Annotated in this window: 17 protein-coding genes and 1 pseudogene; all 18 read left to right on the top strand. The window is 46.8% G+C overall.

Features of this window, described 5'->3' with window-relative positions:
• Nucleotides 1-6: 6 nt before the first annotated feature.
• The 18 genes and pseudogenes from AC1EK1_RS03890 (at nt 7) to AC1EK1_RS03805 (ending at nt 21,180) form a co-directional block, all read left to right on the top strand.
• Nucleotides 7-1,290, top strand: a complete 1,284-nt coding sequence (locus AC1EK1_RS03890) for an oligosaccharide flippase family protein (RefSeq protein ID WP_480305843.1) — start codon at nt 7-9, stop codon at nt 1,288-1,290.
• Nucleotides 1,280-2,053: a DUF2334 domain-containing protein gene (locus AC1EK1_RS03885; RefSeq protein WP_480305842.1), complete on the top strand. Its 774-nt coding sequence runs from the start codon at nt 1,280-1,282 to the stop codon at nt 2,051-2,053. Before AC1EK1_RS03890 ends, AC1EK1_RS03885 begins: the two co-directional genes overlap by 11 nt.
• A gap of 409 nt (nt 2,054-2,462) precedes the next feature.
• Nucleotides 2,463-3,794, top strand: coding sequence for an oligosaccharide repeat unit polymerase (locus tag AC1EK1_RS03880; RefSeq protein WP_480305840.1), 1,332 nt, complete (start codon nt 2,463-2,465; stop codon nt 3,792-3,794).
• The gene (locus tag AC1EK1_RS03875; RefSeq protein ID WP_480307245.1) at nt 3,791-4,936 is read left to right on the top strand and encodes a glycosyltransferase; all 1,146 of its coding nucleotides are present in this window, start codon (nt 3,791-3,793) and stop codon (nt 4,934-4,936) included. Before AC1EK1_RS03880 ends, AC1EK1_RS03875 begins: the two co-directional genes overlap by 4 nt.
• Before the next feature lie 14 nt (nt 4,937-4,950).
• Nucleotides 4,951-6,072, top strand: coding sequence for a glycosyltransferase (locus tag AC1EK1_RS03870; protein ID WP_480305836.1), 1,122 nt, complete (start codon nt 4,951-4,953; stop codon nt 6,070-6,072).
• Between the two features lie 72 nt (nt 6,073-6,144).
• Nucleotides 6,145-7,332 carry a glycosyltransferase family 4 protein gene (locus tag AC1EK1_RS03865; RefSeq protein ID WP_480307244.1) on the top strand — a complete coding sequence of 396 codons (1,188 nt, stop codon included), beginning with the start codon at nt 6,145-6,147 and terminating at the stop codon, nt 7,330-7,332.
• A gap of 117 nt (nt 7,333-7,449) precedes the next feature.
• Nucleotides 7,450-9,168: an RNA-binding domain-containing protein gene (locus AC1EK1_RS03860; RefSeq protein ID WP_480305833.1), complete on the top strand. Its 1,719-nt coding sequence runs from the start codon at nt 7,450-7,452 to the stop codon at nt 9,166-9,168.
• A 26-nt stretch (nt 9,169-9,194) separates the two neighbouring features.
• A pseudogene (locus tag AC1EK1_RS03855) lies at nt 9,195-9,521 on the top strand (sugar transferase); the annotation flags it as partial.
• Between the two features lie 441 nt (nt 9,522-9,962).
• Complete coding sequence (locus AC1EK1_RS03850; RefSeq protein WP_480305832.1) at nt 9,963-10,856, top strand: NAD-dependent epimerase/dehydratase family protein; 894 nt, start codon at nt 9,963-9,965, stop codon at nt 10,854-10,856.
• A 2-nt stretch (nt 10,857-10,858) separates the two neighbouring features.
• A complete protein-coding gene (locus AC1EK1_RS03845; protein WP_480305830.1) occupies nt 10,859-11,410 on the top strand; it encodes a sugar transferase in 552 nt (183 codons plus the stop codon).
• A gap of 181 nt (nt 11,411-11,591) precedes the next feature.
• On the top strand, nt 11,592-12,584 hold the full coding sequence (gene trpS, locus AC1EK1_RS03840) for a tryptophan--tRNA ligase (RefSeq protein WP_480305828.1): 993 nt from the start codon (nt 11,592-11,594) through the stop codon (nt 12,582-12,584).
• 65 nt (nt 12,585-12,649) lie between these two features.
• Nucleotides 12,650-13,072 (top strand): DUF3127 domain-containing protein, encoded by a 423-nt coding sequence (locus tag AC1EK1_RS03835; RefSeq protein ID WP_480305826.1) that lies wholly within the window; start codon nt 12,650-12,652, stop codon nt 13,070-13,072.
• A gap of 358 nt (nt 13,073-13,430) precedes the next feature.
• Nucleotides 13,431-15,383, top strand: coding sequence for a DUF7017 domain-containing protein (locus AC1EK1_RS03830; protein WP_480305825.1), 1,953 nt, complete (start codon nt 13,431-13,433; stop codon nt 15,381-15,383).
• Nucleotides 15,384-15,397: 14 nt separating this feature from the next.
• Nucleotides 15,398-16,552 (top strand): carboxynorspermidine decarboxylase, encoded by a 1,155-nt coding sequence (nspC, locus tag AC1EK1_RS03825; RefSeq protein ID WP_480305909.1) that lies wholly within the window; start codon nt 15,398-15,400, stop codon nt 16,550-16,552.
• 46 nt (nt 16,553-16,598) lie between these two features.
• On the top strand, nt 16,599-17,555 hold the full coding sequence (gene ftsY, locus AC1EK1_RS03820; RefSeq protein ID WP_480305824.1) for a signal recognition particle-docking protein FtsY: 957 nt from the start codon (nt 16,599-16,601) through the stop codon (nt 17,553-17,555).
• On the top strand, nt 17,552-18,844 hold the full coding sequence (gene rimO / locus AC1EK1_RS03815) for a 30S ribosomal protein S12 methylthiotransferase RimO (protein ID WP_480305823.1): 1,293 nt from the start codon (nt 17,552-17,554) through the stop codon (nt 18,842-18,844). Before ftsY ends, rimO begins: the two co-directional genes overlap by 4 nt.
• Nucleotides 18,841-20,079 carry a LysM peptidoglycan-binding domain-containing protein gene (locus tag AC1EK1_RS03810; protein WP_480305821.1) on the top strand — a complete coding sequence of 413 codons (1,239 nt, stop codon included), beginning with the start codon at nt 18,841-18,843 and terminating at the stop codon, nt 20,077-20,079. The genes rimO and AC1EK1_RS03810 overlap by 4 nt, the downstream gene beginning before the upstream one ends.
• Nucleotides 20,080-20,454: 375 nt before the next feature.
• Complete coding sequence (locus AC1EK1_RS03805) at nt 20,455-21,180, top strand: superoxide dismutase (RefSeq protein ID WP_480305820.1); 726 nt, start codon at nt 20,455-20,457, stop codon at nt 21,178-21,180.
• Nucleotides 21,181-21,183 lie beyond the last annotated feature (3 nt).

The raw sequence follows: 21,183 nt of genomic DNA, 5'->3' as shown, positions 1-21,183 counted from the left end.
ACTAGGGTGGTAGTGCGAAGCAATAAGTTTAAGCCTCTAATAGATAGAGCGCGAAGCAATAAAGATGCAAAAACTCTTATTGAGAACTTTGCATCACTCTCTGTACTACGTTTGGTTACCTTAATACTTCCTCTTATAACTCTGCCCTATGTACTAAGAGTTATGGGAAAGTCTGGGTATGGTGTTTATGTAATGGCCATAACTCTGATGGACTACTTTGTCACTATTACAGACTTTGGGTTTGCAGTATTAGCTCCGAGAGATGTCGCACTCACTAGAGATGATAAGAGCACTCTCAATAAGGTTTACTCTCAAGTTATCTTTACAAAGATTGCTTTGGCGGTGCTAGCTATATTGTTATTTTCGATACTGATTATAGCTGTACCCTCTTTCAGGCAAGATTGGGTCTCGTATCTATGTGCTTTACCTATATTGATCGCCTCTGTCTTTATTACAGACTGGTTCTTCCAAGGGATAGAGCAGATGAAGTTCATCACGATCATACAGGTAACCACACGAGTGCTATTTACCTGCCTGGTTTTTGTTGTTATTAGAGAGTCTGGAGACTTCAATAAATACATCCTCTTGCAGTCAATGACCTACGTGCTATCAGCCACAATCTCTCAGTTTATCGTCCGAAGGAAGCATCATGTGAGATTTGTGCGGGTATCTATGATTGAATTCAAAGAGACGGTACAGGAAAACCTCCCTATATTCATCAATATCTTCTTACCCAATCTCTACAATGCTGGCGGAATATTACTGTTGGGGCTTTTTCATGATCATAATACCGTAGGAACGTATGAGACTCTTCATAAGATTGCCATGATAGGTCTTACGTTAGTGACTATCCTGTCTCAAGTGTTTTTCCCATTCTTGAGCCGTCGTAAAGAGGCTTTTCAGAGAAGTGCAAGAATCTCAATTGTCGTTGGTGTATGCTCTGCGATATTAGCACTCATTGGCACTCCAGTCGTATTTTGGTACCTCGCCATAGAGTGGTCTATCACTCCCTTTATTGTATATGCTATCCTGTGTGTCAACATAGTCTGTCTTACGGTTATCAAGACTTACGGTCAGAACTTCCTCATCACGCATGGATACGACATTAAGTATGTAAGAGCGACTCTTATATCTTCTCTCATAGGAGGCGGATTAGCTTTGATACTCATATACCCACTCTCTGCCATTGGAGCAGCGCTAACGCTGACACTTAGTAATGGATTAGGGGGGGCTATATGCTTCAAATACTATAGACAAGTAGCGAAATCTCAAACTGACAATGAAAAGTAAATATATCATCCGCATAGACGATGCCTGTCCTACAATGGATCACGAAAAGTGGCTTATGTTTGAACAGATATTTGACGAGTTAGGGATCAAGCCGATTGTTGCAGTAATACCGGACAACAAAGACACGAAGCAGATGATCTCAGAAAGCGATGAATTCTTTTGGAAGACTGTACATCGATGGGCAGATAAAGGTTGGGAGATCGCTCTTCATGGATATGATCATGTCTACATCACCAATAAGAGTGGATTTATTCCCTTTAATCAAAAGTCCGAATTTGCGGGACTTCCTTTAGAAGCACAAAAGGACAAGATTAAACAGGGCATTGGGATATTTCAAAAACATGGAATTTCCCCTCGTGTTTGGGTTGCCCCATCTCATACGTTTGATATGAATACGTTACTCGCATTAAAAAGGTATTCATCCATCACCATTATTAGTGATGGAATTTCATATCGACCTTTTGAACGTTTTGGCTTCACATGGCTGCCCTCTCAATTATGGAGAGTAAGACGTATGCATATGGGGCTATATACTATATGCTATCATCCTTCTGCAACTGACTTTACATCTATTAGAAAAGAAAGAGAGAAACTTCGTTTGATACAGAATAATATAATTTCCATTGATGATGCTATAAAACTCCCTTGTTGTGAATATGGATTTAAAGATCGAGTTTTCTCATTCGTATATATAATGTTAAGGCGTACACTGACGCATCTCAAGGGACTGAAGGTCCTTTTCCAAAGAGCAAATAGGAGTTAGAACATTTGTATTATTAATGTAAGATGCAACAACAGAATACACATCCGAGATTTTAAAGAAACCAAAATCACTTTGGTCCAAAGTACTCTTCTCTCGTGCAGTCTTCTACCGTGGACCATGCAGGGGAAGAGTTGAGAATGACAGCACAGCATATAAACTTGACATTTTTGAAGCAGAACCCGGTTTAATTAGGATCAAAAATCACGTCAACCATTTTCAGGGACCGACAGCCGGAAAAATTTGACGGATAGTAGCGAAATGTTTCCAGTAGGGAAGAGAAATATTTCACGGATAGAAACGAACGGTTTCCAGTAGGAAACTTTTTCACACTCGGGAAACTGGCTTTATAGGAGACATATCCACTTGTTTATACGACTAGTAAAAAAGCATTTATACACAATTAAGTCTAATGGCAAGCATTTTTATATCCTTTGGATACCTTGGTATTGCATTACTCCTTATTCTTTTTACAGTCAAGAACAATGTAAAAACCTGGAGTATAAACTTATATGCTAGTTTGCTAATTCTGGGTTTTTATTGTTTTATACCATTATTGTATACATTGTCAACCCAATTAACTGAGAGCGTGGCCGTGTATACTCTTTCACAACAAAGCCGCACCTCGTCCTTGGAATGTCTACTTTCAATTTTTATTGGAGTTTTGACCTACATCTCTATATACTCATATACCTTCAAGCCTAAAAGAAGTAATGCAAATTATATACTACTCGCAGAGAAGAAAGTTGGCAAGGTCAACCTCCCACTCATTGTTGCATACGGAATCATCGCACTTTCTACCATCTCTTGCTACCTTTACATAAAAGGATTTGGCTCATTTCAAAATGCGACCATTGCCGCAGATCTGGTCAGATCTGGACAATATAAGACAGAAAATGAGAATGTAGGATTCTTATTCTTTAAGAGATTTATCCAGTTGTCTTATATTCCTTTGCTCATTTATCCGTTAACACGCCCTAAAAACAGAATCACCCGAATCTTATATATTCTTATTCCATGTATCAACCTATTTATACTATATTTCTTTTTAGATAACAGCAGACAAGCACTAATAACAATGTTATTAGTGCCTATACTTGCTCATTTAATAAGCAAGAAGGAGCTAAAATTAAACTGGATGTTTCTCATACTAATTTTGGCAATTATTATTTCCCCATTAATTGACACTTTCTTTACAACAAGAGAATGGAGCAGTAGCCAACAAAATAGCTTACTAAGCACCATTATTAATGAATTAGGGTTCCCATTTTTCAGTCTTCAAGCAGCTTGTAATTATGACGCCCCTTTAAATTGGTTTAGTGACTTTTACACTGGAATCTTTGGCTCGTTTTTACCCTTCTCTTGGAGTCCCAAAATACCTGACATAGCATACTATAATTCCATTGCGTTAGGTATGTCTGAAAATACCGTTCCGCCCGGCATATTTGCCGAAGGATACTATGCAATTAGGTTCATTGGTGTAATTTTTATTTCCGCACTAACCGGATGGCTGTTTGCAAAATTAGATAATTTTTTCAATCGTCATCCATATGGAACGTCGCTTCTTTATGCATTTACGATATTGGGCTGCCTGTCATGGATAAGGACTGGCAGTCCTAGGCTATATATATATCATCCTCTCAATGTATCTCTCCTCATATTTATTGCTTTTCTATATAAGAAGTCAAGAAAATGCCACAAAACCCTATCATCTGACAGCAAAGTGACCAACAACAGACCATGAAACCAAAAAGTCTACAACATAGAACACGCAAAAAAAAGGTACTAATATGTGTACCGAATGACTCTCTAGCCGGAGGATCTGATGAGGTTCTATTCCAAATAGCTAATTACTATGTTCAAAAAAAAGCAAATGTGTGTGTGTTATTTCTAACCAAAGCTCGTTTTGGTGACTGGAACGTATTAAAAGAACATGCCAACATACATTTTTATAGTAATAGGTCTCTAAGAGAACTCTATGGTCTACTCCCGACACTAATCAACGTCTTCAGGCTGAGGAAAATTAGATTTGATTATGTTTACTCGTCCAATCCTCATATAACAGCGTTTATGGGGATGATGAGGTATATTGGATTACTAAAAACTCGCTATCTTATAGGCAGAGAAATGACTTCAATATATCTTAGATATCAAGGACGGGACCTATCTAAGTACGAAAAACTACAACGAATAGGATACCCACAAACCGACTGCGTAATTTGCCAAACTGAGCTCATGAAAAGGCAATTCGAAGAAGGGAATCCAAACTTAGCCAAGCAGATTAATCTAGTGGTTGTACCCAATCCGGTTAACAGATTTCATATGAAGCACCGCTCAGAGTTAAATATCGATTTTCGCTTCAAGCCGACCACAATATACATCGTATCAGCAGGGCGTTTTATTCACGAGAAAGGGTTTGACATTCTAATACATTCATTTGCAAAACTGATAAACCGCTATCGATTTTCTAATTATCAATTGATTATACTAGGAGATGGGATCTTACGACAAAACTTAGAAGAGTTAACGATTAGACTAGGTATAAAAGACAACGTCACTTTCACAGGGATAGTTAAGAACGTATATCCATTTTTTAAGCATGCCAAAATTTGCGTCGTGCCTTCAAGGATAGAGGGCTTTCCAAATGTGCTTTTACAAATGATAAGTCAATGCGACAGAGTAGTCTCTACTCTCTGTGCTGGTGACATTGATCTTATTAACGGACTGATAACTTGCAAAGCCGATGATGCGAATGCCCTATATAATGCGATGATCGAAGCCTTAGAAATTGAGGATCCCTCTCAAAATAGGTTGCTATTTGACAAAGAGCTAAACTCTAGGTCTATATCCAACTTCGTGGATCAAGTGGAAAGCTCAGTGAAGTAACAATACATTCTCTCATGAAACAAGTACTACTCATACTTCCTACAGATTCTTGCAAAGGAGGTGCAGAGAACATTTTACATTCGATAGCAAAAGAGCTTATAAAGGACCATAATACAAATGTTCATATCGCTTTTTTGACTGATAATTTGCACCATGATTGGGATGACTTGAAGATCTTCTCAAACATATCGTTTCACTTTACTAATTCTAGGAGTGTTTGGTTGGGCATCCCTGAGTTTATCTTCAATCTAATACGACTTGGAAAGCAAGGACTGGATGTTTGTATTACGTCACATACGGACATGACTGGTATCGTAGGTCTCTTAAGGAATCTACATTTATTCAATGTAGGTAAATTTGTAGCCAGAGAAAGTTGCTCCGTATTTTTAAGATACGAAAAGATCCCATTTCGTTTTAAATTACATCACATCTTTGGATACCCGGCCATAGATTTATTAATCTGCCAGACACAGCAAATGAAAAATCAATTTGTGCAAGGTGCCCCTAGATTGGCTAAACGGATTGGGGCTATTGAGATATTACCCAACCCTATTGACCTAGAGCAAATCAAAAAAAATGCACTAGAGGCAGTTCCAACAAACTTTTCACCCGCCTACCGTCACATAGTAGCTGCCGGCAGACTTATCCCCATCAAGGGCTTTGATCTACTGATTCAAGCGTTTGCAAAGCTACACAAGGACATTTCATTCCAAAACACCAAGCTTATTATATTAGGAGAAGGTACGAGTCGACACTCACTTGAAACGCTGATCCAAGAGCTAAATCTAGAGGGATTTGTAGAGTTAAGAGGTAATGTTCAAAACGTATATCCCTATTTCCGACAAGCAGATCTATGTGTGGTCTCTTCTCGTCTTGAAGGTTTTCCCAATGTCTTATTGCAAATGATGAGCCAGTGCGATCGTGTTGTCTCTACACTATGTGCAGGAGGCATTGACACAATTGAGGGCCTTATGACCTGCCTGCCCAACCAAGCCTCAACTCTCTACCAAGTCATAAAAGAAGCGTTACAAATGCAAGATGCCACGGGAAATCGAGAGCTATATGACCGAGAGCTAAAACAGCGATCCAGTTCCTTTTTTTTTCTAAAATTAACAGCGTTGATTAGAACCCTATGATTCACACTTTCCGTGATTCCTTCAAGTATCATTACACCCATTTGTTTCCTAACTCAATACCTCTAAGAAATCGTGATTAACCCAAAAACCACACCCAAAATATTACGAATACTTACTTCTTCCGTATCCTTCAATCTTATCAAAGGGCAGATGCAATATATCGCCCAACATGGATATGACTTCTATGCGGCATCGGGGGGGCCTTTTGAAGATCTTGATAAAATCGAACGACAAGAAAAAGTGAAGATTTTTCACATTCCACATCTTGTTCGCCCTATAGACATTGCCTCCGATATAATGGCTCTAATTGAGACTATTCGTCTCATTAGAAGACTCAAACCAGATATTGTACATACCCAAACGCCAAAGGCCGGAATGATTGGAATGTTTGCCGCATGGCTTTGTAGAGTGCCTGTTCGTGTACATACAGTCGGTGGGCTTCGCCTTATAGCGGAAACGGGGGTCTTTAGATGGATACTTGATCTAATTGAAAAAGCAACTTATCTAGCGGCTACCATAGTTCTCCCAAATTCCAAAGTCTTAGCTCAATATATCATAGAGAACAATTATACTTCAAGACGTAAGATCCAAGTAATTCATACTGGTAGTACGAATGGCATTGACCTAAAGCACTTCGACCGCACTCCTGAAGTAGTGGAGCGAGCGAACCAAATACGTGAGAAAATCGGCGGATCTTTCACCTATCTCTATGTAGGCCGGATAGTTAGGGACAAGGGTATCACCGAGCTTGTAGATGCATTCACAAAGGTAAACACCGAGTATCCAGAGACACGACTTCTCCTTGTGGGTACCCAAGAACCAGAGTTGGATCCATTACCAGAGCGCACACTTCAATTAATTGCAACAAATGAGAGTATAACAGAGACAGGTTGGCAAAAGGATGTACGGCCCTGGTTTGTAGCCTCTGACCTTTTCACTTTTCCGAGTTACCGCGAGGGGTTTCCCAATGTAGTAATGCAAGCCGGTGCACTTGGCATCCCTTCTATCGTGACCGACATCAATGGTAGCAATGAAATCATCATAGAAGGACAAAACGGGACCATAATCCCCAAGATGGATACTGAATCTCTCTACAAAGAAATGGTCAATGCACTAGTAGAGAGAGGAAGTCTATCTAAGCAATCCGCTCAGTGTCGTCCACTGATTGCTTCTCGCTATCGACAAGAGGATGTATGGAATGCCACGCTGGAAATGTACGACAGACTAAAGTGCAACCACATAGAGAGCGGAAATTGTTAGAAATAGATAGTATTGCAGCGATCAATAGTATAGGCTAGCCCCACTAGTCCGATAACCTAAATCTAAATATCAATAAGTTCTTTATCTTTACGCAAGAAGTAATAATGCAAGGATTGTATGGCACTACCAATAAATAAAGAGGCTTTGATACGCGGTGAAATTATTGAGAGCGACCGCATTGAGTATAAGGCAAGTTGGAATCCAGAGCCTATCATGCACACAATTTGTGCGTTTGCAAATGACTATAATAACTGGGGCGGAGGATATATTATAGTCGGCATTGAGGAGAATAGCGGTCAACCTGAATTTCCCCCTAAGGGAGTACCTAAGGCAAAAATTGATACCATACAAAAGGAGCTGGTGAACATAGGCTATAGGATCTCGCCTAATTATTACCCAGTGACTGACATTTACGAATTTGAGGGTAAGACCGTCTTCATTATTTGGTGTCCGGCTGGGGATAATCGCCCTTATTCTGCCCCTACCACTATTTCATCTAAAAAAAAGTCAAGAACTGAGTATATTCGCTTGGGATCTGTGACCAAGCAAGTCTCACAGGAACAAAGAGTGAAGCTTTATGAGCTGGCTCAAAGGATTCCCTTCGATGACCGGATCAACCATCTTGCCTCTATAGATAATTTTGACTTGGGGCTTATAAGAGAGTACCTACAAGAGATCAAAAGTGACTTGTACCAGCCTAGTGCTACCATGTCCATGAAAGCACTAAGTACGAGCATGCTGATAGCAAAGGACTATGAGTCGGAGGTCAAGCCACTAAATGTCGGACTGCTATTTTTTACAGAGCACCCTGAAATGTTTTATCCAAAGGCTCAGATAGAAGTTGTTCTACACCCCAACTATGACACGAAGCAATTTGATGAAAAGACCTTTGCAGGACCTCTGCATTATCAATTGAGACGTGCACTATCCTTTATTAAAGCTCAAGTAGTAAGAGAACGTATTGTAAAATTACCTAACCAAGCCGAATCAAAGAGGTTTTATAATTACCCGTTTGCTGCTATTGAAGAGGCGCTGGTCAATGCAGTCTATCATAAAAGCTATGAAAAGAGAGAGCCAATAGAGGTTCAGATATGGCCTAATAAAATCGAGATATTAAGCTTTCCCGGACCGGTTCCACCCGTCAACTATGACACTCTGAGTAATCTATTCAAACACAAGAGAATAACTGCCAGGGAGTATCGAAATAGAAGAGTGGGAGACTTCCTGAAAGAGTTGAAGCTAACCGAAGGTAGAGGCACAGGTATACCCACAATCTATGAAGCTTTGGAGAAAAATGGTTCGCCCGAGCCCTTATTTGAGACCAACCATGACCTAGACTATTTTCTGACTGTACTTTATTCACGAGAAGATATGGTTGGCTTTGGTGGAGAAGTTGAACACAACTCCAAAGATATGACGGAGAACTCCAAAGATATGACGGAGAACTCCAAAGATATGACGGAGAACTCCAAAGATATGACGGAGAACTCCAAAGATAAGACAGAGAACTCCAAAGATATGACGGAAAACTCGGACGTCCAAGAAAATGAGCTTAGCAGTCGAGCAATAAAATTATTGGAAAGACTGGGGAAGCGTACAAACTCCCATATGATGGCTATGACTATTCTCGCTATCTGTGAGAGAAATTATATGTCCTTGTCTACTATTGCAAATTTGGCGAATAGGGTTCCTCAATACATTCGCCAAAATTATATCAATGGTTTGATTGAGGATGGCTTGATGACCCGTAAATTTGAAGAGATCAACCACCCCTTACAGGCGTATAGGTCAACCACTAAGGGGGTGGATCTATTAGATAGAGAGATGACGGAATGAGTTCGGATAGAGAATTGTGATGCGATATGTATAGGAGGTGGATAAAAAGGGTGCTGGATTTCACCATGGCACTGCTGGGCTTGATTGTTTTATCGCCCTTGCTATTGGTGGTGTATATCTGGCTAACGATTGCGAATAAGGGAGCCGGGGCTATCTTTACCCAAGAACGCCCGGGTAAGGACGAGAAGATATTTAAGCTCTATAAGTTCAAGAGCATGACTGATGAGCGGGATACGGAGGGAAACTTACTTCCTGATGTCCGGCGCCTAACCAAGGTAGGGCGGTTTGTTCGGAAAACCTCCATTGATGAACTACCTCAGCTCTGGAATGTTCTCAAAGGAGATATAAGCCTTGAGGCAGGAATGGGTAAATAACAGAAGGGTAGTATTAGTAGGAGGGAGGGTTGATGCAATTGGATTTTTGAACTTTGGAGTCGAGTAAAAAATTTGACGGATAGAAGCAGAATGTTTCCAGTAGGAAAGAGAAATGTTTCACGGGTAAAATCGAACGGTTTCCAGTAGGAAACTTTTGGACGTCTGGCAGTCGGCTTTTGTAGAAGGAAAAGGAAGATAAAACAAATGGGAAGTGGAGGAACAATCAGATAAGACAAAACATGAGTATGAAGAATGAGAAGGTATTCTAAGGGTACTTAAATCCTTTGGTTGGAATTGAGGTAAAAAAAGAAAAGGCAATGAAAACATATGAGAGAATGTATTCTATGCAGGTGATTTTAAGCAAGTATAAGAGAGCATTTGAAGATTATTATGTTGAGGATGATCTCAGATAGAAGAGAGATGAAGAATTTATTATTAACTGGCGCTTCTGGTTTTCTAGGCCATTATATAGAGCTTTCATTTAGAGACTCTTATCAAGTCATTTCACTTGGAAGGTCTTCAAAAAATACTATTATTTGTGACCTTGTTTCTGAAGTCCCAGATTTATCAAATTCCTATAATGTTGTAATCCATGCTGCAGGCTTAGCCCATGCTCCAAAGGCAAAGCACTCTGATTTTATGGCTACAAATTTCCAAGGAACTATAAATCTAACAAAGGCACTTGAAATGCTTCATGACCTCCCAACAGACTTTGTTTATATCAGCAGTGTAGCTGTTTATGGGATTGAGAAAGGAGAGAATATTTCAGAGCAGATTCCTTTAAATGGTTTAACTCCATATGCAATAAGCAAAATTAAAGCCGAAGAATACTTACGCTCTTGGTGTGCTAAGAATGGCGTTATCCTAACGATAATTCGTCCATCTTTGATTGTAGGTGATCAGCCAAAAGGAAATTTGAAAGCAATGATCAATGGGATTAAGAAGTCACAATACCTTTCAATTGGCGCAGCTGATGCAAAGAAAAGCGTTGTCTCCGTAAAAGATATTCCAATTGTTATTACTTTAGCTCTTGGAAAAGGCGGAGTATATAACATATGTGATGATCATAACCCAACCTTTAGAGAACTTGAGGTTCTAATCGCTAAACAACTTAAAAAAAAGTCTCCAGTATCTATACCGCTTTGGGCTGCAAAGGTTCTCGCCTCAGTAGGCGATTTATTTGGTGGTCGTGCTCCTATTAACTCTATGAAATTAGAGAAAATAACAAGTACATTGACTTTTTCTAATTGTAAGGCAAAAAAGGAACTTGGCTGGGAACCTATGGATGCACTTGATAATTTAAAAATAGAATAATCATGGTACGTTTCTTTGATTTTGTTTTCTCTTTTATTGGATTAATAATTCTCTCCCCACTTTTGCTTGTGTTATTTATCATTGGATTGTTCGATACAGGCTCTCCTCTATTTAAGCAGGCACGTGTAGGAAAAGGAAAGAAGCCATTCACTTTAGTTAAATTTCGCACTATGCATAAAGATGCTGTCCAAGTGGCAACACATTTAGCAAGTAAGAGTGAGGTGACAAAGTATGGAGCGTTTCTTAGACGAACAAAGTTAGATGAGCTTCCTCAGCTTTGGAATGTATGCAAGGGTGAGATGAGTTTAGTGGGACCGAGACCTAATCTATTCAATCAGTTAGACCTTATAGAAGAAAGGCAGAAAAGAGGCGTTTATGATCATGTACCTGGTATCACGGGATTAGCACAGATCCAAGGAATTGATATGTCCACGCCAGAACTCTTAGCCAAGACTGATGCTGAAATGCTCGCTTCACTAACCATAGGCAAGTACTTTCATTATATATTTGCCACAATAAGTGGTAAGGGGCAAGGAGATCGAATCAAAGGCTAGTACTTTAACCTGCAAAGGAAGAACTTTTACGTCAGGGAGAGATGAGTCTCGTTGTCCAGCGTTTTTGCCTGCTACTATATAGAGGGAGCGACGGGGATGCGGCAGGGAGGGGTGTGCGTTTTTTTGCGTACATTTGTATTCCTAACGATTAGACAGATATAGTATTTAGGCACCACAACACATGGAAACAGTACTGAGTGGGATCCGCCCGACGGGTAACCTGCACTTGGGTAACTACTTTGGAGCTGTGAAGAGCTTCCTAAAGATGCAAGATGAGTACGATTGCTTCTTCTTTATCGCAGATTGGCACTCTCTGACAACACACCCCCACCCCGCCAATATCGTCAAGAGTACTCGCACGATACTGGCAGAGTATCTGGCGTGCGGACTGGATCCCGAAAAGGCAACACTCTACGTGCAGAGTGATGTCCGTGAGGTGCTGGAGCTCTACCTCTACCTCAATATGAATGCGTACCTAGGGGAGCTAGAGCGCACGACGAGCTTCAAGGACAAGGCACGCAAGCAACCCAACAACGTCAACGCCGGTCTCCTCACCTACCCTACCCTGATGGCCGCAGACATCCTGATGTTCAAGGCCAACAAGGTACCGGTGGGCAAGGATCAGGAGCAAAATATGGAGATGGCGCGCAAGTTTGCACGTCGATTCAACCAGATCTACGAGGTGGACTTTTTTCCGGAGCCGGCGTCATTCAGCTTCGGGCCGGAGGCACTCAAGATTCCCGGCTTGGACGGCTCAGGCAAGATGGGCAAGAGTGAGGGCAATGCCCTCTACCTGGTCGATGACCCCAAGGAGATCCGCAAAAAGGTCATGCGTGCAGTCACAGACAGCGGCCCTACAGAGCCCAACAGTGTGAAGCCGGAGCCGATCGAGAACCTCTTCACATTCTTGCGGATTGCCTCATCGGAGGAGACCTACAATTACTTCAACGAGGCCTACAACAACTGCACAATCCGCTACGGTGACCTAAAGAAACAGCTGGCCGAGGATATTGTGGCCCTCTGTGCACCTATACGGGAGCGAATCCTGGAGTATTCGGCGGATGTGGACTTTTTGGAAAAAGTGGCTAAGCAGGGAGCCGAAAAAGCGCGAGAGCGTGCATCGGAGACCGTGAAAAAGGTGCGTGAGATCGTCGGTTTTCAGCCACAACGATGAGCCACGAGGGGAGATAAAAGCAGAAAAAAATCAACAACCTACCTATTTTTATACACAGACAGACAATGAACGGAGTAATGAACGAAAACATGATCAGCGGACGGGTGATCCACATCATGGAGCCAATCTCGGGAGACAGCAAGAGACGCCCCGGAGAGAAGTGGCACCGCCAAGAGTACGTACTCGAGACCCAGGAGGAGTACCCCAAGCAGGTTTGCTTTGAGCTATGGGGCGAGGACCGCATCAAGCAGGCCAATATCCAGATGGGTGACTATATCACGGTGAGCTTTAGCCTACAGAGTCGCGAGTACAACGGTCGCTGGTACACCAGTGTGCGTGGCAAATTTGTGACCAAGGGTGAGCCTGCCGGCATGATGCAGGGGCAAGGCGTCGGGATGCCACAGCAGCCGGCCGCTCCCATGGGTGGAATGCCAAGCACCAACAACAACTTTGGTGGGCAGGACGCCAACGATGATCTGCCGTTCTGACACCCGACCCGGCAGCCGGTCGGCATCGGCACCCCTTCCCTGAGGGAGAAGGGTGACAAGGACAGTCGACCCCGGGGCCAATGATCCACTCCAAGGACTCCGGATGGTACCCCTGAGGTGCCATCCGGAGGGTCCGGGAGAGTGAAGGGCATATCGGAGAGGACGGAGGGAAACCGATAGCGGAGGAGGGACTGTGGCTTTGGGAAAAGCCACCCAAATCTCCCCACCCACAATGGGACAAAAGGGGAAAAACAGAGACACGACACCCCGACAAAGAGACAAAGTGCGGTGGGTATTTTGACCGGAGCTACTTTTATAAAAACACAACCTACAACTTGGCGCACAGTGCGCAGACATCATGGGATTCAAGGAAGTGATGGCCTTTAGGCAAAATGGAGAAATAGAAAAAGCCCTGGAAGTGGCACTCAAAGATGTAGATGAGAAGCTGGACCAATGGTCTGCGGCGGCACTCTTTTGGGTACTGAGGGATCTGGCGACCGCCCGCATCGAAAACGGAGAGAGCAAAGCGGCGGAGAGCTGCGTCCCCAAAATGAGAGAAATGATCCCACACATGGGTCCCACAGCCGGCATGGCCGAAGAGGCACTCCAAAAGATAGAGCAGGAGATCATCCCTCACTATGCCGAACTGACAGAGCTCACCCAATCGCTCCGGAAAGAGAAAAACAAGTACAAGCGTCGAGAACTCCTGAACCAAGCCTATGAGCAGATCCTGTCGTGGCAAGAGGAGGCAAACCTGGACCATCGCCTGCACGAGCAGGTGACGGAGGTCATTGTACAGTATCTGGAGCAAAAAAAGGGGGTCCTCTCGGCTGATGAGTACAGTGCGGCACTGGCACTGTATGCCGGTCTGGAGCGACCGCAGAGATCCGACCTGCATATCCGCGCTCTACAGCTGGCACTGGAGGGGAAGCGGATGCATCGGCGACGGCTGTCGCTACTGGACTTTGTCCAAAAGTGGGATGTACGACACTGCATGACCGATCGGCTCTGGAAACGCTCCGATCGGAAGCATGCCCAATCCACGGCCGAAGAGACACTCCACGAGCTGGTACTGGAGGACCTAGACCTGGGACGAGACAAAGTATCTCCGGAAGCCTACTTTTTGCTCAACGAGGCGGAGCGGAGGCTCGAGGAGGACCTCAGTCTAGAGCTGACCAAAGCTCGTGTACTGACTCTGGAGAAAAAGCGAGAGGAGGCAATGACGCTGTACCAAAAAGCTCTGGTATATGTGACCCACGAAGCACGGAGCTGGTACGAGTATGGAGAGCTACTAGATGACAAGATCCTCAAGCGGTCGGCCTACGCCAAGGCACTCAAGACAGAGGCCGACGACTACCAAGACTACCTACTGGACCTAAGGCTGGCCTTTGCCTCCCTACTCATAGAGGAGGGGCTGAGTACTCATGCACTGAGGGAACTCAATATCTACGCTCAACTATCCGGCGAAAAAGGACAGGACAAAGCACCTCTCTACGACGACCTACTGAGGCAAATACCTCCTGAGACAAAACCGGACGAAAACAACAAGGACTTTTACTACCCTGCATCCCGAGAGATAGATGAGCATATCTATGCCACGCTGGAGTGGACCCCAATGGTGGTAATGGACGTGATGGCGATAAAGGTACGTCATCCCCAAAAGATGATCCAACCTATGATCAAACTACGCGGTACGGACGGTCGCTATGCACTTGCCGGCACTCGTGAGACCGGAGTCCTGCCCGGAGACAATAGGGGACGGCTCTACCAAGTAAAGCTGGTGGAGCGCACAGGCCAACCTCTACGTGCCGTCCTCATCAGGCCCCTCGATGCAGACCCGAAAGCACTGTTTCCGACCGAGTATGGCTACATCACCGGATACCATACAGAGCTGAGAGCGTTTCATGTAATTACGGCCAAAAGCAGGCACCACTACCTACCCGGAAATGCCGATGACTACAAGGTGGGAGACTTTGTGAACTACATCCTATTCCTCGAAAAGACAGCCGGTGGCATACGTGAATACTTGATCCTGGCCGAAAAGGCAGATCGTGACAAGGCCTTGGCCGTCTACCCCATCGTCCGAGCAGTGGTGGCACAGATATACGAGAGCAACATCTACATCGTGACCGACGATGGACTCCAAGGGAGCTTCCCCTCCGAGATCGCACCCTATGAGCTTGCGGTAGGCGAAGTGTGCGCACTGCGAGGCTTTATGTTCAAGAAAAAAAATAGAGAGAGCGGAGTGTCCCAAGAGTGTTTTGTGACACTATCCATGGAGCCACTTCCGCCCGAACTTTTACAAGACTGACCCCACCTATGGCGATGACCGCACAGACCCTCAACACGATCCCCACTCCGGCCTATGTGCTGGAAGAAGATCTCCTCCGCAATAACCTACGCCTGATCCGACACGTCGCAGATGAGGCTGGGGTAGAGATCATACTGGCCTTCAAGGCCTATGCCCTCTGGAAAACCTTTCCGATCCTACGAGAGTACATATCTGGGTGCACCGCCAGTTCGCCTTGGGAAGCCAGGATGGGACACAAGTACATGCAGTGCCTGACCCACTCCTATGCCCCAGTGTATCGGGACGAGGACTTTGGGAGCTTTCTCGACTGCAGTGGACACGTGACCTTCAACAGCCTTGGCCAGTTTGAGCGATTTTACCCCCAAGTGGAGGCCTACACAGCCCATCGCATCAGCTGTGGCTTGCGGATCAACCCCGAGTACAGTGAGGTGGAGACCGAGCTCTACAACCCCGCATCACCCACCTCCAGGCTGGGGGTGCCGGTCGCACAACTACCGGAGCAATTGCCCACCGGGATAGAGGGGCTCCACTTTCACACCCACTGCGAGAGCGACTCCTATGCCTTGGAGCGAACTCTAGAGGTGGTGGAGCAAAAGTTTGCCTCACAGCTGGAGCAGGTACAGTGGATCAATATGGGTGGCGGCCACCTAATGACCAAAAAAGGCTACGATATCGACCACCTCATCCGTCTACTGCGTGGCTTTGGCGAGCGACATCCACACCTGCACGTGATCCTGGAGCCCGGCAGTGCATTTGCCTGGCAGACGGGCACACTGGTCGCCACCATAGAGGATATCGTAGAGCGTGGCGGAGTGAAGACCCTGATGATGGATTCCTCATTCACATGCCATATGCCCGATACCCTCGAGATGCCCTACCAGCCCGAGATCCGTGGGACATCGGTCGTACCCGACGACACCCACACACTTCCCTATCGTGTGGGGGGAAATAGTTGCCTGAGCGGTGACTACAAGGGAGACTGGTACTTCTCCACCTCACCCAAGGTAGGCGACCGACTGATCTTTGAGGACATGATTCACTACACGACGGTAAAGACCACGATGTTCAACGGCATCGTACATCCCTCTATCTGGATGCATCGGTCGGACGGGAGCTGGGAGGAGTGCCGACGATACAGCTATGAGGATTACCTACACCGTATGGATTGATCGGAATGACATTAATGATTGAGCAAGACTAAAAACACTATTTGATATGGCATTTTTTGGATTATTCTCTAAGGAGAAAAAGGAGACACTGGACAAGGGATTGGAAAAGACGAAAGACTCGTTTTTTGGCAAACTCACCCGAAGCATCGCCGGCAAGTCCAAAGTCGACGATGAGGTCCTCGATGACCTCGAAGAGACACTGATCAGCAGTGATGTGGGTGTAGAGACTACCCTCAAGATCATTGACCGAGTGGAGGCGCGCGTCGAGCGAGACAAGTACATGAACACCTCTGAGCTCAACAAGATCCTCCAAGAAGAGATCGCCGGACTACTCGCCGAAAACGACATCACCGACGGCACCGATTTTTCGATCCAAAATGAGCAAAAGCCCTATGTGATCCTAGTCGTCGGCGTCAATGGCGTAGGCAAGACCACAACGATAGGCAAGCTGGCTCACCAGTTCAAGAGCAGCGGCCTAAAGGTCGTGCTCGGTGCAGCCGATACCTTCCGGGCAGCCGCAGTAGAGCAGCTAGAGATCTGGGGAGAGCGTGTGGGTGTACCGGTGATCAAGCAGCAGATGGGAGCCGACCCGGCATCTGTCGCCTACGACACAGTACAGCATGCCAAGTCCACCGGAGCCGACGTGGTGATCATCGACACCGCCGGACGTCTGCACAACAAAGTGGGGCTGATGAACGAGCTCACCAAGATCAAAAGAGTCATCCAAAAAATACACGATGTGGCACCACAAGAGGTCCTGCTCGTCCTAGACGGCAGTACGGGGCAAAATGCATTTGAGCAGGCCAAGCAGTTTACAGCGGCCACCGAGGTGACAGCACTGGCGATCACCAAGTTGGACGGCACGGCCAAGGGGGGAGTGGTCCTCGGGATATCCGATCAGTTCAAGATCCCCGTCAAGTACATCGGCTTGGGTGAAAAAGTAACCGACCTTCAGCTCTTCGACAAAGCGGAGTTTGTGGCTTCATTATTCGGCAAAGCATGAGGAAAAACGAAGTAGAAGTCATCACCATGGGTTGTGCCAAGAACCTCGTCGACTCCGAGGTCTTGATGCAGCTTTTTGCGACCGGTGGGTATCGGGTGGAGCACGATCCGGAGGTGCTCAATGGCGAGATTGTGGTGATCAACACCTGTGGGTTCATCGAGAGTGCCCGGGAAGAGTCGATCAACATGATCCTCAACGTCATATCCGCCAAAAAGCGTGGCGATGTAGGCAAAGTCTTCGTGATGGGCTGCCTGAGTGAGCGCTACCGCAAAGAGCTGGAGGGTGAGCTCCCCGAGGTGGATGGATTTTATGGAAAGTTCGACTGGAAAAACCTAGTCCTTGATCTAGGAAAAGCCTACCACTCCACTCCGGCAGACCTACGGGTACTGACGACGCCTCGCCACTACGCCTACGTCAAGGTGGCCGAGGGGTGCAACCAGAGGTGTGCCTACTGCTCCATCCCCATCATGACCGGTGGCTACAAGTCACGCCCCATGGAGGAGATCCTCTCGGAGATAAAAGGATTGGCCAAAAAAGGCACCGTGGAGATCCAGCTCATCGCACAAGACCTCACCTCCTACGGTGTGGACCAGTACGGTAGTCACCGCCTACCCGAGCTGGTAGAGGAGATCTGTGCCATCGACGGCATAGAGTGGCTCCGCCTGCACTACGCCTACCCCACCGACTTCCCTACCGATCTGCTCCGAGTGATGCGGGAGCAACCCAAGGTCTGCAAGTACCTGGATATCGCTCTGCAGCACAGTAGCGACCATATGCTGAGGATGATGCGTCGTCGGATCACGGCCGCAGAGACAGAGGCACTCCTGACACGCATCAGACACGAAGTACCCGGCATCCACCTACGCACCACCCTCATGGTGGGGCACCCGGGAGAGACGGAGGAGGACTTTCGGGACCTGCTGGACTTCGTCGCGCGACAACGCTTTGAGCGCATGGGCGCATTCATCTATTCGCACGAAGAAGGGACCTACGGCTACCGCCACTACCAAGACGATGTGCCGGCGGCAGTCAAGCAAGAGCGACTGGACCGGCTCATGGAGCTACAGGAGGAGATCGCACTCGCACATGCCGAGAGCAAGGTAGGCACCATCCAGAGGGTCATCATCGACCGCATCGAGGAGGGGATGGCGGTCGGACGCACACAGTACGACTCTCCGGACGTCGACCCCGAGGTCTATCTCCGTGGCCAAGCACTCCGGGTGGGTACATTTTATCCGGCACTCATCACCGAGGCAGATGGCTATGACCTAGTAGGTAAAGTACTATGAGCACGACCAACGATCACCTATTGCGCTACGCCGAGGAGTGGATCACCACTCGCCTCAGCGATCGCCAAGCAGTACAGCTACCCTATATTGGGAGCTTTGCCCCGGTATATATCCCGGACTACCTCCTCGCAAATAGAGACGGCACCTACACCCTTATGCCCCCAAGCATCGGGCTGGACTACCGAGCAGATTCATTTTTGCTCAACGACAAAAACTACACCACCCTCGACACCGAGGCTCCCGACCATCCCGTACCACCGGAGATGATCACAGCGATAGCCGATCTGCATGCGCTGGACAGTGGCGTGGTCGAGCAGGAGCTCACGGAGTACTTCTCCCTTTTCTTCACCCGACTCTTCAGAGGTCGTCGGGTGCAGCTCCTCGGCCTAGCAGACTTTTTCATCACCGAGGAGTCCGGGCATTTGTTGCTCAATATTGAGTGGACACCACAGATCTTGGAGACCCTCTCGTACCCATTTCGCCCCTACAAGCCCATCACCCTGCCGGCGGGACAGCCACTGCCGGAGGCGGAGATCTACGACTCCGAGCCCAACAATGGGCTACTCCAAGTGGCGGTACGACACACAGCCCCGGACCCCACTCCGGAGCCACATCGCCCCGCAGTGGAGGAGATCCCACTCCCCACACCTCGCCAAGCCCCCACACCACCGGCCACTACGGCTCCCAAGCCGCGTAGCCACTCTCGGCTACTGGTCGGACTGCTTGTCGGACTGCTTGGGTGTGGTGCTGTGGCAGGGATCGCACTCTGGCTATGGAGAGCCCCACTCACATCCGACCACGGCAGCCCCGCCGCGCCTCGGTCGCTGCCTCCGGTGGTCAAAGCCACACCCGTCACGACACCCGACAGTGTCACCCCACCGGCACCGGCCGACACCATTGTCCCCACCGAGCCGGCAGTCGAGCAGCCGACGACGACACACATCCTCGCCACCGACACCCTCGGCAGTGGCCAATCTCTGGCACAGCTGGCACGCAAGCACTACGGCAAGACCATCCACTGGGTGTACATCTACATCCAAAACAGCGACCACCTCACCGATGCCAACAACATCCCCCCCGGGACCGTCCTCGAGATACCCGACCTGAAGATCTTTGGGCTAAAAAAAGACAACACCGAGGCCGTCACCGAGGCACGAGAGTGGGCAGCACTCATCCTCAACCGAAAGTTTGCCTCCTACAAGGAGCAACGCCCCACTCTACCCTGCAATAAGTAAAGCCGACACAGGCCATAGCACCGGGTGCGTCAGAAACATTGCTTCTGACGCACCCTTTTTTCTTGGAGAAAAAGAGGCAAAAGTCTGCAAATGGAGCTGAGGAGCAACATCCTCATGAGAGACTGTTGCACGAAGGCGATATGCTGCGTTGCTTTCGGAATTCGGACTAGGTCACGTACATGAGTACGCTCCCTTCGCCCTCATCCTCAGCGCCTTGCATCTCATCCTTCGTTCAAAGTCTCAGCACATTTTAGCAAATGTGCGAGAATGGCACTTCGTGCAACATTCTCCATGAACCATTTGGCAGGCACGAATGTTATACAGATGCGAATACATAATGTATTCCCTCTCACCAAAGCTATAAAACAAAGCGACATGAGAACAACTTATTTACCTAACCTATCCCTGGTCTTGGCCGGTGTGCTGGCTCTGTCGACCATTGCATGTGGCACAGGCAACTCCCAAAACGCCAAGAAGACCATGGATCAAAACCCCAATAAAAATATGAAGTTCGAACTACCCCAACTCCCCTACGCGACAAACGCCCTCGAGCCCGTCATGGGCCAAGAAACAGTAGAGCTCCACTACGGCAAGCACTACGCAGGCTATATCAATACGCTGAACGAACTGATCAAAGGCACTGACTACGAAAAAAAATCACTCGTAGAGATCGTCAAGACCTCCGAGGGCAAGCTCTTCAACCAAGCCGGACAGAGCCTCAACCACTACCTCTTTTTCCTACAGATGGCTCCGCAGACCAAAGCCAAGCAAAAGCCCGAGGGCAAGCTGGCACAGGCCATAGAGAAGACCTTTGGATCCTTCGAAAAGTTCCAAGAGACCTTCCAAGCCGAGGCCGCATCCGTATTCGGATCAGGATGGTGCTTCCTCGCATGTGACAAGGATGGCAAGCTAGTCATCACAAAGACCCAAAACGCCGACAACCCCGTCACCAAGGACCAGGAGCCCCTCTTGGCGATAGACGTGTGGGAGCACTCCTACTACCTCGACTACCGCAATGTCCGGATGGACTACCTCAAAAACATCTGGAAGATCACCGACTGGACAGTCGTTGAGCAACGCTTCAACGAGTGCGCCAAGTAAGTC

It is taken from the genome of Porphyromonas sp. C0026D3, from assembly GCF_056590775.1.
Note: the sequence above shows the minus strand (reverse complement) of the source record. Positions and strands in the feature narration are given on the sequence as shown.